The sequence below is a fragment of the Aestuariibaculum sp. M13 genome (assembly GCF_024723255.1).
Lineage (GTDB): Bacteria > Bacteroidota > Bacteroidia > Flavobacteriales > Flavobacteriaceae > Aestuariibaculum > Aestuariibaculum lutulentum.
The window spans coordinates 599,344-614,977 of record NZ_JANIAC010000001.1 but is presented as its reverse complement, the minus strand read 5'-3'; the positions used below and the strand labels follow the sequence as shown (position 1 = coordinate 614,977).

General features: G+C 34.1%; 18 protein-coding genes. 9 read left to right on the top strand and 9 right to left on the bottom strand.

The window, feature by feature from the left end:
- Window position 1: 1 nt before the first annotated feature.
- The 3 genes from NO995_RS02720 to rsfS form a co-directional block, all read right to left on the bottom strand.
- Window positions 2-610, bottom strand: coding sequence for a lactate utilization protein (locus NO995_RS02720; protein ID WP_258226181.1), 609 nt, complete (start codon window positions 608-610; stop codon window positions 2-4).
- A gap of 118 nt (window positions 611-728) precedes the next feature.
- On the bottom strand, window positions 729-2,672 hold the full coding sequence (ftsH, locus tag NO995_RS02715) for an ATP-dependent zinc metalloprotease FtsH (RefSeq protein WP_258226180.1): 1,944 nt from the start codon (window positions 2,670-2,672) through the stop codon (window positions 729-731).
- A gap of 5 nt (window positions 2,673-2,677) precedes the next feature.
- Complete coding sequence (gene rsfS, locus NO995_RS02710; protein WP_240571819.1) at window positions 2,678-3,049, bottom strand: ribosome silencing factor; 372 nt, start codon at window positions 3,047-3,049, stop codon at window positions 2,678-2,680.
- Window positions 3,050-3,143: 94 nt separating this feature from the next.
- On the opposite strand from rsfS, the gene NO995_RS02705 reads away from it, so the two are divergent.
- Window positions 3,144-3,875, top strand: coding sequence for a biotin--[acetyl-CoA-carboxylase] ligase (locus tag NO995_RS02705; RefSeq protein WP_258226179.1), 732 nt, complete (start codon window positions 3,144-3,146; stop codon window positions 3,873-3,875).
- Here the strand turns inward: NO995_RS02705 and NO995_RS02700 are convergent.
- Together NO995_RS02700 and pyrE are read right to left on the bottom strand one after the other, a co-directional pair.
- The gene (locus NO995_RS02700) at window positions 3,872-4,267 is read right to left on the bottom strand and encodes an SRPBCC domain-containing protein (protein WP_258226178.1); all 396 of its coding nucleotides are present in this window, start codon (window positions 4,265-4,267) and stop codon (window positions 3,872-3,874) included. The two genes, NO995_RS02705 and NO995_RS02700, sit on opposite strands and share 4 nt — an antisense overlap.
- Before the next feature lie 41 nt (window positions 4,268-4,308).
- Window positions 4,309-4,953: an orotate phosphoribosyltransferase gene (gene pyrE / locus NO995_RS02695; RefSeq protein WP_240572671.1), complete on the bottom strand. Its 645-nt coding sequence runs from the start codon at window positions 4,951-4,953 to the stop codon at window positions 4,309-4,311.
- Between the two features lie 133 nt (window positions 4,954-5,086).
- Here pyrE and NO995_RS02690 point away from each other — a divergent pair, with 133 nt between their 5' ends.
- From NO995_RS02690 to NO995_RS02680, 3 genes are all read left to right on the top strand, one after another.
- The gene (locus NO995_RS02690) at window positions 5,087-5,671 is read left to right on the top strand and encodes an NUDIX hydrolase (protein WP_240571816.1); all 585 of its coding nucleotides are present in this window, start codon (window positions 5,087-5,089) and stop codon (window positions 5,669-5,671) included.
- Window positions 5,672-5,805: 134 nt separating this feature from the next.
- Complete coding sequence (locus NO995_RS02685; RefSeq protein ID WP_240571815.1) at window positions 5,806-6,198, top strand: hypothetical protein; 393 nt, start codon at window positions 5,806-5,808, stop codon at window positions 6,196-6,198.
- Between the two features lie 75 nt (window positions 6,199-6,273).
- A complete protein-coding gene (locus tag NO995_RS02680; protein ID WP_258226177.1) occupies window positions 6,274-7,941 on the top strand; it encodes a SulP family inorganic anion transporter in 1,668 nt (555 codons plus the stop codon).
- Window positions 7,942-7,991: 50 nt separating this feature from the next.
- Here NO995_RS02680 and NO995_RS02675 read toward each other — a convergent pair whose 3' ends face one another.
- Genes NO995_RS02675 through NO995_RS02665 form a run of 3 tightly spaced genes read right to left on the bottom strand, consistent with a single transcriptional unit; the run spans window position 7,992 to window position 11,211 of the window.
- The gene (locus tag NO995_RS02675; protein ID WP_258226176.1) at window positions 7,992-9,740 is read right to left on the bottom strand and encodes a M14 family metallopeptidase; all 1,749 of its coding nucleotides are present in this window, start codon (window positions 9,738-9,740) and stop codon (window positions 7,992-7,994) included.
- Window positions 9,741-9,749: 9 nt separating this feature from the next.
- A complete protein-coding gene (gene coaD / locus NO995_RS02670) occupies window positions 9,750-10,205 on the bottom strand; it encodes a pantetheine-phosphate adenylyltransferase (protein ID WP_258226175.1) in 456 nt (151 codons plus the stop codon).
- Window positions 10,206-10,236: 31 nt separating this feature from the next.
- Window positions 10,237-11,211 (bottom strand): D-alanine--D-alanine ligase, encoded by a 975-nt coding sequence (locus NO995_RS02665; RefSeq protein ID WP_258226174.1) that lies wholly within the window; start codon window positions 11,209-11,211, stop codon window positions 10,237-10,239.
- A 139-nt stretch (window positions 11,212-11,350) separates the two neighbouring features.
- Between NO995_RS02665 and NO995_RS02660 the strand changes: the two genes are divergently transcribed.
- The 4 genes from NO995_RS02660 (at window position 11,351) to NO995_RS02645 (ending at window position 14,688) form a co-directional block, all read left to right on the top strand.
- Entirely contained in the window at window positions 11,351-11,905 is a 555-nt protein-coding gene (locus NO995_RS02660; protein ID WP_240571811.1) for a PASTA domain-containing protein, read from the top strand.
- Window positions 11,906-11,908: 3 nt separating this feature from the next.
- Window positions 11,909-12,967 carry an RluA family pseudouridine synthase gene (locus NO995_RS02655; protein ID WP_258226173.1) on the top strand — a complete coding sequence of 353 codons (1,059 nt, stop codon included), beginning with the start codon at window positions 11,909-11,911 and terminating at the stop codon, window positions 12,965-12,967.
- A 126-nt stretch (window positions 12,968-13,093) separates the two neighbouring features.
- Complete coding sequence (yaaA, locus tag NO995_RS02650; RefSeq protein WP_258226172.1) at window positions 13,094-13,852, top strand: peroxide stress protein YaaA; 759 nt, start codon at window positions 13,094-13,096, stop codon at window positions 13,850-13,852.
- A gap of 107 nt (window positions 13,853-13,959) precedes the next feature.
- Window positions 13,960-14,688 (top strand): hypothetical protein, encoded by a 729-nt coding sequence (locus NO995_RS02645; protein ID WP_258226171.1) that lies wholly within the window; start codon window positions 13,960-13,962, stop codon window positions 14,686-14,688.
- A 6-nt stretch (window positions 14,689-14,694) separates the two neighbouring features.
- On the opposite strand, the gene NO995_RS02640 is transcribed toward NO995_RS02645, so the two are convergent.
- Complete coding sequence (locus NO995_RS02640) at window positions 14,695-14,829, bottom strand: 30S ribosomal protein THX (protein WP_240571807.1); 135 nt, start codon at window positions 14,827-14,829, stop codon at window positions 14,695-14,697.
- 177 nt (window positions 14,830-15,006) lie between these two features.
- Between NO995_RS02640 and NO995_RS02635 the strand changes: the two genes are divergently transcribed.
- Complete coding sequence (locus NO995_RS02635) at window positions 15,007-15,600, top strand: hypothetical protein (protein ID WP_258226170.1); 594 nt, start codon at window positions 15,007-15,009, stop codon at window positions 15,598-15,600.
- Window positions 15,601-15,634 lie beyond the last annotated feature (34 nt).

The window sequence follows — 15,634 nt, the reverse complement described above, 5'->3', positions numbered from 1 at the left end:
TCTATAAATCTTCTAAAAGGAGTAAGTATAAGTTTTTGGCGCTACTACCGTAACTAAGAAAATCTTTTTCGTGACTCGATTTAAAATGTTTTATGGTCGTAATATTGGTGGGTATTTTTTGTTTGTTTTTTGCCTTAATACCTCTTAAGCCTTCACCTATGTTTTCAACAATTTGACTGGTTGTGGCAAAAACGACAAAATTTTCAGGTAATTCAGGTAATTTCTTTTCGAAAATTTGTTTTGAAGAAATAAGTAAAGAGCCATCGTTGGCAATTAAATTTTCGCAAGTGGTTAAGAAAAAAGAAGCTTCGCTAACTTTATTTGACATCTTAAAACCAAAACTTTTAAATTTTGAAATTAAATGTTCGTCGACGACTAAAGCTGTTTTGTCTTCCCAAGTATTTTCTTCAAGTATACTTTGTAGGTTCTGAAAGATTTCATTCAAATTCTCACAATACAGAAATTTACCACCATTAGCTTTAAAATTTATAGTAAACCTTTCATCTATAGGGAGTTTTATTTCAGGCATGTATTTGCCTCTTTCATCCGACTTTATTTCGTCGTCTGACGCATTAGATTTTGAACCAAAAATTTTTCTAAAAAGACTCATTAGTAAGCTTGCTATTAATACATTGTTTCCTGAGGACAACCAAATATAAAAAATCTTAAATTAACCGTACGGTTAATTTAAGATTTTTGCTAAAAGGTTTATAAAATAAGGCTAGAGCCTATTCTTGTTTTGTTTCAACTTCTTCTTTCACAAACTGACGTTCCCCAAATATTTTTTCAAGATTGTCCTTAAAGATCACTTCTTTTTCGAGAAGAACTGTAGCAAGTTCGGTAAGTTTATCTTTGTTTTCCTCAAGTAATTTAACAGCTCTTTGATATTGGTTTTCAATAATATCTGAAATCTCTTTATCTATCAGCTCTGCTGTTTGTTCACTGTAAGGTTTTGTAAAGCCGTACTCACTTTGTCCTGATGAATCGTAATATGTTAAGTTACCTATTTTATCACTTAAACCGTAAATGGTAACCATGGCTCTGGCTTGTTTGGTAACTTTTTCTAAATCGCTTAAAGCTCCTGTAGAAATTTTACCAAAAATAACTTGCTCGGCAGCACGACCACCTAAAGCAGCACACATTTCATCTAACATTTGCTCCGGACGAACGATTAAACGTTCTTCTGGTAAATACCATGCAGCTCCTAATGAACGTCCACGAGGTACAATTGTAACTTTCACAAGTGGTGCAGCATGCTCTAGCATCCAGCTTACAGTGGCGTGACCAGCTTCGTGGAAAGCAACAGCGCGTTTTTCACTTGGTGTAATGATTTTATTTTTCTTTTCTAAACCGCCAATAATTCTATCGACAGCGTCAAGGAAATCTTGTTTGTCAACCGATTTTTTGCCATTTCTTGCAGCAATTAAAGCAGCTTCGTTACAAACGTTTGCAATATCGGCACCAGAGAATCCCGGAGTTTGTTTCGATAGGAAATCTAAATCTAAATCCTGTGCTTTTTTAAGCGGACGTAAATGTACTTCGAAAATTTCTTTACGCTCGCGAATATCCGGAAGGTCTACATAAATCTGTCTGTCAAAACGACCGGCACGCATTAATGCTTTATCAAGGATATCGGCACGGTTGGTTGCTGCTAATACAATAACATTAGTATTAGTTCCAAAACCGTCCATTTCGGTTAATAATTGATTTAAGGTGTTTTCACGCTCGTCGTTACTTCCAGACATGGCATTTTTGCCTCTGGCACGACCAATAGCATCAATCTCATCGATAAAAATAATAGATGGTGATTTTTCTTTAGCCTGCTTAAATAAATCTCTAACACGAGAGGCACCAACACCAACGAACATTTCAACGAAATCAGATCCTGATAACGAGAAGAAAGGTACTTTAGCTTCACCTGCAACAGCTTTAGCTAATAAAGTTTTACCTGTTCCCGGAGGCCCTACTAATAAAGCTCCTTTAGGAATTTTACCTCCTAATGTGGTATATTTTTCAGGGAATTTTAAAAAGTCTACAATTTCCTGTACTTCTTCTTTAGCACCTTCTAAACCAGCAACGTCTTTAAATGTCGTTTTTACTTCGGTATTCTGGTCGAATAATTTGGCTTTCGATTTTCCAATATTAAAAATCTGTCCGCCAGCACCACCACCGGCACCTCCAGACATACGTCTCATAATGAAAACCCAAACCGCAATTAGTAAAATAAACGGAAGTATACCCATTAACAGGTTGGTCCAGTTATCGTGTTCCTGATCGAATGAGATAACAGGTGAATTAGGAAGATTTTCCTTAGCTTTATCTATATCGCCTTCAAATTTTTCAAGACTACCAAATTCAAAGGTATAGTTTGGTAACTTCGTTGCCGAAGGGATAAAGCTTGTAGATTTTGAATTTTTGTGAATGTCTTTTTCTAAAGCTTCATCGGTAAGATATACTTTGGCAACATGTGTATTGGTAATCACATCTACTTTTTCAATATCACCGTCTTGTAAATATTTGAAAAAGTCGCTTGGTGTTATTTTTTTACCTTCTTCGTAACCACTGTTTCCAAATAGTTGAAACCCTAAAAAAAGAGCAATTAAAATACCATAAATCCAGTACGGACTGAATTTAGGTTTGTTTTCTTTTGTATTTTTTTTGTTGTTTGCCATACGTTTTAGTAACTCGTTTCTATAACCGTTGTTTTTGCATCACCCCAAAGACTTTCAATGTCATAATATTGTCTGATATGTTTTTGGAACACGTGTACAACAACGTTTACGTAATCGATTAATACCCATTCAGCATTGTCTTCTCCTTCAACATGCCACGGGTTATCCTTAAGTTCTTTGCTTACTTTTTTCTGAACAGAATTTACTATAGCGTTTACTTGCGTATTTGAAGTACCTTCGCAAATTATAAAGTAATCACAAACCGTATTTTCAATTTCTCTTAAATCTAAGATACTAATACTTTGCCCTTTTACATCTTCGATACCACTAATTATAACCGATATCAACTGGTCTGCGCTTATGTTTTTTTTCGCCATTAAATTATTTTGAGTTTATGCAAAGTTATTATTTTTTTATTTCTTTATACCTTAAAAAAGTATTAAGATTTTATCTACTAATAATAACTCTTACATGCATATAATCAAACTTAGTGCCATCGATTCGACAAATACTTATTTGAAGAAACTTTGCGCTGAAATGCCAGTTGAAGATTACACTGCAGTTATTACAGAAAATCAGACTGAAGGTCGTGGGCAAATGGGAAGTGTATGGAGTTCTCAATCGTCAAAAAACCTTACGTTTAGTGTGTTTAAGAGTCTTTCGGGTTTTCATGTTGAGTACCCTTTTTATATTAGTATGGTAGCTTCATTAGCTGTTGTTAAAGCATTAGAACGGTTTACAATACCGAAATTGCATGTGAAATGGCCTAACGACATTTTGGCAGAAAATAAAAAGGTTTGTGGCATTTTAATTGAAAATGTATTTAAACAAGGTCAGTATGCCAGTACCGTTATTGGTATGGGCTTGAATGTAAATCAGACTGAATTTGAAAACTTACCCAAGGCTTCATCGCTAAAATTGATTTCAGGACGATCTTTCGATTTAGATGAAATTGCTCATAATATTATAGAGCAACTAAAGTTTTATTTTGAAATTTTAAAGTGCGGGGAGTTAACAATTTTAAAAGAAGAATACGAAAGTTATTTATTTAGAAAAAATAAACCTTCAACATTTAAAGATGCTGAAGGTTCGCTATTTTTAGGAATCATCAAATCGGTATCTGATACAGGAATGCTTCAGGTATTGTTAGAAGACGATGTTGTAAAAGAATTCGATTTAAAAACGATTACGTTATTATATTAAATTGATTTCGGAATACTCGTAGCTAACGTTTCAATAAACTTTTTGATAGGGCCTTTAATCATCATGGCCATCATTGGGTTAAAGTCTCCGCTAAATTCAAGTTGTACTTCACTTGAGGTGTCATCAATTTTGTTAATGTTTCCAACAAGTGAAAAATCGATTTTTCCTCCTGCAGCACCTAAAACAATTTTGTTTGGTGGTGTTACTTCTTTTTTCTTTAAGGTAATTTCAGGCATTCCGCTTAAGGCAAAAAGAAAGGTGTCATCACTTAAAACTTCAAATTTACTAATGTTTTCAGGCATTAACGATTCAAAGTTTTTTATGTTTTCTAAAAAGTTAAAGATGTCTTCCGGAGATTTTTCAACTTTAACCTTTGGAGATTCTAAATTCATAGGTTTTTATTTTTTTTGTTGTTGAATAAGTCTAAAAGGACTTATTCGGCATTCCACTCGCTTGGATTAGAATTCCACACAGAAAGTGTTGCTAAATCTTTTTCAGAAATGTAGTTGGTTTCCAGGGCTTGCTCTAAAAGCACTTCGTAACTACCAAGTGTTTGTAAAAACACGTTTTCTTTTTCAAAATTTTCGGTAGCTACGTTAAAACCGTAGGTAAAAATAGCAATCATGCCTTTTACGTTAATACCAGCATCTCTTAATGCTTTAACAGCATTTAAACTGCTTTTTCCGGTACTAATTAAATCTTCTACAACAACAACATTCTGGCCACTTTCAATAAAACCTTCAATCTGGTTTTTTCTTCCGTGTCCTTTAGCATCAGGTCTTACATATATAAAAGGAAGTCCTAAATACTCGGCAACAAGCATACCAATACCAATAGCTCCGGTTGCAACACCAGCAATAGCGTCGGGTTTGCCATATTGTTTTTCAATTTGTTTTGCCATGGTTTCGCGAATGTAATTGCGAATTGGCGGAAAAGATAAAATAATACGGTTATCACAGTAAATTGGTGATTTCCATCCAGATGCCCATGTGAAAGGCTCTTTCGGACTAAGTTTTATGGCATTAACCTGTAATAAAACTTCAGCCGTTTTTTTAGCGGTATGTTTATTAAATATCATAGCTGCAAAAATAATCATAAATTTAATTTTTTTATAGGATTACCGTCACAGGAATGAAAAATATTTTTTATGATTGTAATAGGTTGTAACTAAAAATGATATTTTTACCAACAATAACACATTAAGGCAAGGTATGTATAAAATTTTTGTTGGCGATAAACCTATAATTTTAACTACTCAAATAGAGGAGGAAACCAACTTCAAGAATTATTTGCTGGACACTGTAAATATAGGAAAGGTTATTCGGGAACTCAATACGACTAATTTACAGGAAGTCCGCTTAATACATAGAAAGGAAGAAAAGCTTCTGAAGAAATTTTTAAAAAAATTACCTAATGTGGTTGCTGGAGGTGGGAAGGTGTATAATGATGATAACGAAATCTTATTTATATACCGAAACGATAAATGGGATTTACCTAAAGGAAAGGTAGAAGGTGCAGAGACAATCGAAAAAACAGCGATTCGAGAAGTATCGGAAGAAACTGGTGTTGCTGGTTTAGAAATTACAAAACCTTTAGAAACGACGTACCACATATTTAAACGCAACGGTCGTTATAAAATAAAAGTTACCTATTGGTTTGAAATGAAAACCAGTTTTCGAGGTAATCTATATGCACAGGAGGAAGAAGGTATTACAAAAGTAGCCTGGTTGGATTCTAATGAAATTAGTGAGGCACTTCAAAATTCTTATGCGAATATTCAGGCATTAGTAAAATAGTTATAAAATTCCAGAGTTTATAGAGGTTTGTTGATTAAATCTAATTAGATTTGTCTATGGTTTTCTTAGAAAAACCTTGTTGTTATTCTGCATTGACAGCAAATTAATTAAAGCTCTCAGTTATAAAATTTAATATGAAAGGTTATAGGCTTTCGTTTGGAGAAATTATTATTCATAATAATAGTTTAGCCGAAGTTATTGTTGATGAAGGTGAGATTATGTGTGAACTTAAAGTTGATGAGTATCACGATTTTTTACTTAGCAGTTTAGTTGCTCCTTTTAAATTATTAATCAATAAGATTAACTCCTACAGTTATACTTTCGAAGCTCAGAAAATAGTAGGCAATTTAAAGGAAATCGCTGCTATGGCTGTCGTTATTTCTTCACAAGCGGGTTTAATGTCAACCGAAACTTTAATGAGTGTAGGTAATAGTAGCGATTGGAATATTAAGTTGTTTCGAGGTCGAGATGCTGCATTATATTGGTTAGAATCGGTCGATGTTAACGCAAACGTTGTAGTGTTATAGCGCTTAAATAAAGGCCTATCCTGTTGCTTATCTGTTTTTAAGCTGTAAATTTGCACCCTTAAAAACCGACAGAGTATGACAGATTTTATAAGAAAAATCACTCCCAATTCTAAAGATGATATTTTAGCGGGAATTACGGTTTCTTTGGCCATGATTCCGGAAGTCGTTGCATTTGCCTTTGTAGCGCAAATCGACCCGTTAGTAGCACTTTCAGGAGCTTTTATTATTGGCTTAATTACTGCAGTTTTTGGTGGTAGACCAGGATTAATATCTGGTGCAGCCGGTGCTGTTGCTGTTATTTTTGTGCACTTAATTTCTGAAGGACATACTAAAGGGATGCTATTCGATCAGCCCATCGAAAATATGGGATATTTTTATCTACTAGCAGCTGTTATATTAATGGGAATTATTCAAATTCTGGCAGGAGTCTTTAAATTAGGCCGCTTTGTTAGGTTAATTCCGCATCCTGTAATGCTTGGGTTTGTTAACGGTTTAGCTATCGTTATCTTCATGGCGCAGGTGCGTATGTTTTCGCATAAACAATTAAATATTACTGCTGAAGGCGTGAAAGAATACTTTAATATTCCAATGCAGGGCGGAGAACTTTGGACGATGATTGCTCTGGTGGCTTTAACTATGGGAATTATTTGGTTATTGCCTAAAATTACCACTAAACTTCCGGCTGCATTAACGGCTATTTTAGTAACTACAGGAATTGTCGTTTTTGGAGGATTAGATGTAAGCACCGTTGGTTCGTATATTGTCGAAGGTGGCGGAAATGGTTTAAAAGGGGAATTTCCAACGCCTAACTTGGAGTTGTGGCAAAACCTGCCTTTTAATTTAGATACTTTAAAATTCATTTTACCATATGCTTTTTTAGCTGCTTCTGTTGGATTAATCGAGTCTTTAATGACTATGAATTTAGTCGATGAATTAACTGAAACACGAGGAAACGGAAATCGCGAGTGTATTGCTCAAGGAGCTGGAAACATGATTAGCGGATTGTTTGGTGGTACCGGAGGATGTGGAATGATTGGACAAACCGTTATAAACATTAATGCTGGTGGTCGTGGTAGATTATCAGGTATTATGATGGCGGTGACTTTATTAACCTTTATTTTGTTTACAGATAAATACATTGAGCAAGTGCCTATTGCTGCTTTGGTAGGTGTTATGTTTATGATGGTAATCGAAACGTTTGCATGGTCAAGTTTTAGAATTATTAGAAAAATACCAGTTGCCGATGCTGTAGTTTTGGTTATCGTTTCAGCGGTAACCGTTATTTACGATTTGGCTATTGCAGTATTTGTAGGTGTTATTATTTCGGCTTTAGCTTTTGCCTGGGAAAATGCCAAACGCATTCGCGCCAGAAAGCGTTTTTCTGACGATGGTAAAACAAAAACTTATGAAATCTGGGGGCCTTTATTCTTCGGGTCAATTTCGGCTTTTAATGAAAAGTTTGATGTGAAAAATGACCCGGATGAAGTGATTATCGACTTTGTAGAGTCTCGAGTTAGTGACCATTCTGCCTTAGAAGCCATTTTTAATCTGGTTCAAAAATATGAGGCTGAAGGGAAGACGATAAAACTAAAGCACTTAAGTGAAGATTGTAAAGTGATATTGTATAAGGCGAGTCCTAAATTTAAGGAAGTTATTATTGAAGCTGTTGATGATCCACGTTATCATTTGGCTGAAAATCCAGAGGAATTTCCTAAGCCATTATCAGAATATAAGTTTTTCTAAACAGTTATAAATAAACATAAAACGCACATCGAAGGATGTGCTTTTTTTGTTTAAAATACTTTATAAACAGGTAATTGTAGATAGGTGTCTTCGTAGTGCGGAGAATTTTTATAAATAAATTCTAATTGCTCATTCGGTCTTTGAGCAAAAACTTTATCGGTTGCTAGTTTCGTTTCGAAAGCAGCTCTTAATTCAGGTGAATTCTTCAAGTAATTTTCTGCAAGGTCTTCAAAAACATAAGCCGAATAGTGTTCTTTCTGTTGAAGAATGGTGTCAAAAAAGTTCCAGTTAAAAAAGGAGTCTGTTGCTTCGGCTTCCAAAGTTTCTAAAAGATATCTAATCCCGTTTTGGGAGGTAGGAATAAATAAATCACCTTTATTGAATTGCACCATCATTTCTGTTTTTAAAACGGAAGTATTACTGTGTAAATAGTGTCCTTCAAACGGACTTGAAGCGGTTTTATACTGGTCAATATGATTCACTTCTACGGTTAGAATGGTATCCTTTTTGAAGACGGAGAATTCAATATGGTTATTTTTCAATCTTTCAATAATATCGTGCCAACCTTGTTTTAAAATATAGGCTTTAGGAATGGAAACACTTTTTTCAGGAATGAAATTATTGTAGTATGATATTGTTTTAGAGAATGGTTTGTTGCGGTCGTAGAATAACCGTGTTCCTGATGTTACTTTACTCTCAATATAACTTCCTTCGTAGCCTTTAAATTCTAAATTAGTAGTTTTGCTAGAATCTATTGTATATGAAATAGGGTAGGTTTTTTGAGAAAGTATTTCTGAAACGGCGTTTTCTCTTAAAGTCTTAATAGTTTTGGAATGCTTTTCTGTAAAATCAAATGTCGAAAGCATTAATTCATAGGTTTGTTTGACTCTAATATCATAGGGCTTAAGCATATGAGTTTCTACCATAAGTCCAAGGGTATTAAACAGTGAGGTATATCCGGTTGAATATCTCGGGGAATCAAAAAACTGCGAAAATCCAATTTCAGGTTTATTGCCCCAAACATTGACATAAGGTGTAATAATAATGTCTTTATTTAATAAGGATCCCTCTATTTCAGGTTTCATATTTTGTTCGATGAAAGAACCTAATTTCCCACCTAATTTATTGTGCTGAGTAAATAAATGGGTTATAGCATATTGATAGTCTGCGCCATTACTTACATGGTTGTCAATAAAAACATCGGGGTTAATGCAGTGGAATATTTTAGCGAAAGCTGCAGCATTTTTCGAGTCTTCTTTTATAAAATCTCTGTTTAGGTCGTAATTTCTGGCGTTACCTCTAAACCCGTAGCTTTTTGGGCCATTTTGGTTAGCTCTAGTAAAAGAGTTTCGGTTTAATGCGCCACCCACATTGTAAACAGCTATGAAGGCAAGAATTGAATTATTATAGGCTTTTTTTAAAGAATCATTTTTTACTATATCCCTAATAAGCATCATAGAAGCATCAATACCATCGGATTCTCCTGGATGAATACCATTGTTAATAAGTATTTTATTTTTAGAAGAATGCTTTATGTCTTCTAAGTTTTTAACGGGTGTACTGTTGTAAACCACAACATGTAATGGTTTTCCTGAATCAGTCTCTCCAATTTCAAAAAGAGAAATTTCCGAATAGGCATTTGATAAATCCTTATAAAATGAAATTATTTCATTGTATTCAGAGGTTTCCGTACCTTTTGATGTTTCAAAACGAGTTGTAAAATCATTATTTCTATCGGAACTTTTGTTGCAGGAAATAAGGCATGATGCAATGATAAGAAGTAAAATGAATCTGGGCATTTTTTAATTTTAGATTACTCGTACGCTATCTGGAACAAACTTGGTGTAGTCTCCATTGTTTTTAATGACATCACGAACTATCGACGACGATATAAATGATGTTTTTGCAGAGGTTAGTAAAAATACCGTTTCAATAGTGGCCATACGTCTGTTGGCATGTGCAATGGCTTTTTCAAATTCAAAATCGGCGGGATTTCGTAAACCGCGAAGGATAAATTCAGCGCCAATTTCATGACAGAAGTCAACCGTTAATCCGGTATAGGTTACTACCTTCACTTTAGGTTCATCAGCAAAGGCTTTTTCAATAAATGCTTGACGTTCTTCTAAGGAGAACATGTATTTCTTGTCTGAATTAACACCAATGGCAACAATAACTTCATCGAAAAGGGTAACACCTCGTTTAATAATATCGAAGTGACCTAATGTAATGGGGTCGAAAGAACCTGGGAATAAAGCGCGTCTCATTTTAAATACTTTGTATAAAGATAGTTATAAATTATTTTAGCGCTTCTTCAATGGCATTATCAAATAGCTCACTTAAGCTAATTCCGGCAGCAGCAGCCTGTTGAGGTAATATGCTTTCACGTGTTAACCCTGGAATAGTATTCATTTCTAAAAGATGAGGTTCGCCATCTTTAAAAATATATTCACTACGACTGAAACCTTTCATTTTTAAAATGTCGTAAACTTTTTTTGCAACAGCAGTAACTTTTGTTTCCTGTTCAGGAGTAAGCCTTGCAGGAGTTATTTCCTGCGATTTTCCTAAATATTTGGCTTCATAGTCGAAAAAGTCGTTTTCACTAACAATTTCTGTAATTGGTAGGACTGTGGTTTCACCTTTAAAAGAGATAACACCAACAGAAACTTCGGTACCATTTAAAAACGATTCAATAATAATTTCATCATCTTCTTTAAAAGCAACATCTATGGCGTTTTGTAAATCCTCCTTTTTATGCACTTTACTTACTCCAAAGCTACTTCCTGCTTTGTTTGCTTTTACAAAACATGGTAAACCTACTTTTGCAATTATAGCGTCTTCATCAATCGTATCACCAAGGTTTAGGTAAAATGATTCAGCGGTTTTTATGCCATAAGGTTTTAAAACGCTTAAACAATCACGCTTGTTGAAGGTTAAACCAGCCTGATACATGTCGCAACTGGTATGTGGAATATTTAGAAGTTTAAAGTAGCCTTGCATAAAACCATCTTCACCAGGTGAGCCATGAATTGCGTTGAACACACAGTCGAAGGTGATTTTTGTATCGTTAACAAGAACAGAAAAATCATTTTTGTTTACCGCAAATTCTTCATTGTTGCCATCAACATAAACCCATTTGTCTTTAAAAATGTGGATTCGGTAGGCGTTGTATTTTTCAGGGTTTAATGTATCGTATACTACATTTCCACTTTTTAATGAGATTTGATATTCACTCGAATAGCCTCCCATAATAATGGCAATATTCTTTTTCATTGAAGTATAAATAGTTAAGTGTAAGTCTAAATATGTATAATAAAACGTATGTATTATTAGTTAAGCTAAAATATCACATAAATTGCAAAAGAAAAAACAGTTCTGTTTTTATATATTTGCCTAATCGAAAATTTTACAAATGAGCCTCATTAAATTTCTAACAAGTAAAGCATTTTTTAAACAAATATTAATAGCTGTTATAGCAGTTTTTGTATTGGTTTATATTATTTTAAAATGGTTAAATGTCACTACTAATCACGGTGAATTTGAAACTGTTCCAGAGTTAAAAGGGAAGTCGATTAGTATTGCAGAAATGGAATTGAATGATAATCATCTGGTAATGCAAATTCAGGATTCGGCTAATTACAATCCAGATTACCCAAAGTTTTCAGTTATCGAGCAGGAACCGCCTGCAGGAAGTAAAGTTAAAGAAAACAGAAAAATATATATCACGTTAAATCCATCAGGTTACCGAAAAATTGCAGTGCCTGATTTAAACGAACGTACATTCAGACAAGCTAAACCAACGCTTGAAGCCTTAGGTTTTAAAGTCGGTAAATTAACTTATGTTGATAACATTGCCAAAGATGTGGTTTTAAAAATGCAACATAAGGGAGAAGTATTAAACCCAGGAGATCAGTTACCTAAAACATCTACAATAGATTTAGTTTTAGGGAATGGTAATAGACCATAATTTATGCAAGATTATACACCAGAGAATTTTGATGAGGAAAGCGAAATGTACGAGCATTTTGCGTTTACGGTAAAGGAGGGACAAAAGCCACTTCGTGTCGATAAGTATTTAATGAATTTTATTGAGAATACAACCAGAAATAAAATTCAGGATGCAGCGAAAGATGGCGGTATTTTTGTGAATGATATTGCTGTAAAATCGAATTATAAAGTGAAACCCGGCGATAATATTCGCGTGATGTTTGCACATCCAACCTACGAAAATTTATTGGTAGGGGAAGATATTGATTTAGATGTGGTTTATGAAGATGATGATGTTCTGGTGGTTAACAAACCTGCCGGAATGGTTGTGCATCCGGGACACGGAAATTATTCGGGAACACTTATAAATGCTTTAATTTACAGATTTGATAATCTGCCAAACAATTCCAGCGATCGCCCAGGATTGGTTCACCGTATTGATAAAGACACCAGTGGACTTCTTGTAGTAGCCAAAACTGAAGAAGCTATGACACATTTGGCGGCTCAATTTGCTGAAAAAACAAGCGAACGAGAATATGTGGCTATTGTTTGGGGTAATATTGAAGAAGAGGAAGGTACCGTGGAAGGGAATATAGGTCGTCATCCTAAAAACCGATTACAAAACACCGTGTTCTTAGATGAAGAAGCCGATAAAGGAAAGCCTGCAGTGACGCATTACAAAGTACTCGAGCGTTTAGGTTATGTTACTGTTGTGTCTTGTAAACTGGAAACAGGTCGTACACACCAAATTCGTGTGCATATGAAACACATTGGGCATACGTTATTTAATGACGAACGTTACGGAGGTGAAAAAATACTTAAAGGCACTACATTCACAAAATACAAACAGTTTGTTGAAAACTGTTTTAAAGTATTGTCTCGTCAGGCATTACATGCAAAGACTTTAGGCTTTGAACATCCTCGTACGGGTGAATTTTTAAGATTCGAAGCGCCTGTTCCGCAAGATATGGTAGACTGTATGGAGAAATGGCGCGTTTATGCTAAGCATCAGTCTTTAGAAACAGGTTCGGAAGAGGTTTAAAAATCAATATCAATAAGATCTGTTTATAGTTCTATCATAAATAATTGTTGTTTCTTATTTTTAAAGTAGAGCAGTAGTTGTAAATTTGAATTCAAATTATAAATCCATAATAATAGATTTAAACTGATGAAATTAGTCATATCTCCAGCCAAGTCGCTTGATTTTGAAAGTCAATTACCCACTACAAAAAGTTCAGAAGCTCAATTTTTAAATCAATCAGAGCGTATCAATAAGCTTTTAAAGAAGAAATCGGCAAAAAGCCTGTCTCAGCTTATGAGTATTTCTGATGCTTTGGGGCAGTTAAATTATGAGCGAAATCAGGCATGGGAATTACCGTTTACAACCGATAATGCAAGGCCTGCAGTTTATGCCTTTAATGGTGATGTGTACAAAGGTTTAGATGCTTATAGTATAAAAGAGGATAAATTGGAAAGTCTTCAAAATACTGTGCGTATTCTTTCAGGATTATATGGTTTGTTAAAACCTTTAGACTTGATTCAGCCATATCGTTTAGAAATGGGAACTAAATTTCCTGTGGGAACCAAAAAGAACCTTTACGAATTCTGGAAAAAGGATATTACAAAAGCATTAAATGAAGAGCTGAAAGATGATGAGTTGTTCTTGAATCTCGCTAGTAACGAATATTTTAAAGCTATCGATAAAAAAGCTTTAAAAGTACCGGTGATTACTGCGAATTTCAAAGATTTAAAAAACGGAGAATATAAAGTCATTTCGTTTTTTGCAAAGGAAGCTCGCGGACTTATGGCGCGTTATGTAGTTGACACCAATGCACAAACCGTAGAGGATTTAAAAGGTTTTAATTACGAAGGTTACGGTTTTAGTGAAGCTATGTCTACCGATACCGATTTGGTTTTCATTAGATAAACAATTGTAAGGAAATCCCTTTTTTATTTTGAAATAATCTTTTAATTTAGAGAGGAAAATTAAGGTTGATATCGATTCTTAATTTTCCTCTTTATTATTTTATTTAAATGTTATATTATCTTATTCTGGCCTTTCAGGCGTATTGTATTTACCATTTGTTTAAAAACGGAAACGCATACTATTGGGTATTTGTTATTTTGTTTTTACCGGTGTTGGGGAGCATAATTTATTTGGTTACCCAAGTGTATAACAGGAGGGATGCCGAAAAAATTCAGGATGGTATTGTGTCGATTATCAATCCAACCAAAAAAATAAAAGATTTAGAGAAACGGCTTCGTTTTTCAGAAACATATCAGAATCGGGTAAATCTTGCAGATGCTTATTTAGCAAACAAAGATTTTTATAGTGCCATAGCACAATATGAAGAAGCTTTAAAAGATAAATCTCAAAATCACTTTTATATCATTACTAAGCTTATAGATGCTTATTTTAAAGTTGAAGATTATAATAAAGTTATTGCTTACGCCAAAATGATAAAAGATAAGCATGAGTTTGATAAGTCGAGAGCACAGTTTGTATTTGGTTTGGCCCAGGACAAATTGGGGAATTTTGAAGCTGCAGAAGCTAGCTTGAAACAAATAGATATTCGATATTCGTTTTATGAAGAACGATTGCAGCTGGCTAAACTTTTAATAGAACGTCAAAAGGCAGATGAAGCCAAAGAGATACTTCAGGATATTGTTAACGAATCTCAGAACATGACAGCTCCCAACAAACGCATGTATAGAAATACGGTGAGTGAAGCCACCAAAGTTTTATCTGAAATAGAAGTTTAATAAATTTTATTTAGCAATCGCCTTTTTGTTGATGTCTATTTTAGTTTCAACCGAAGGTTTCTTTTTTATTCGAGGGCGTCTTGCTCCAAAAGTGCCTCGGTTAATTTTGCCACGTTTTGTTTTTTTATCCCCTTTTCCCATAATATTATTTTTTTTCGATAATTTATAATACAAAAATTAACCTTAATTTCCAAAGTAGATTTGTATGCAGTTGTAATAAAAGTTTTATTTGTGTGTGATTAGATGTTATATAATGTGTATATTTAATACAGATAATTTGTTGCAAATTAAATTAATACATTAGTCGAGTTACATCTTATGGCAAAATTTAAACCACCTTCCAGTTCGCTTATAGTAGGAGGACTTTTTTTCTTAACTCCCGTATTATTTATTATTCTTTTAGGGTCAAAAGCCATTGCCTTATTAACACCAATCGCAGTTAAAATATCTGAAGCGTTTGGTTTACATTCTGTATTTGGCGGAGCCGCCGTTTTAATTGTATGCGTATTAATTATTGTTGTAATCTGTTTAATTAGTGGCTATTTTATTCAGCGGGGTGTTTTTAGTAAATGGAGTAATAATATAGAAGAAAAACTCTTTGTGCATTTCCCGTCTATTCAAATTTTAAAATACCGGATGATTGGTGATCAGGAAACGGTAATTAATGAATTTTGGGAGGCCATTATTTTAGAGGAAGAAAAGGATCGATATAATATTGCCTTTATAACAGAACGAACTAATGAATTTATCACGCTATTTATTCCTGATGCGCCAAGACTTGATGCGGGAGAGGTGAGGTATGTGCCTAAAGAATCAATAACTTATTATCCGATAAGTATGAAGCAGGCCATGTCTGGTTTATATAGTTTTGGTAAAGGTATGGGGATTGAAAATATTGTTCATAAGAAGTAGTTTATAGCTCTGTTTTTTTATTGAAAAGTATAAC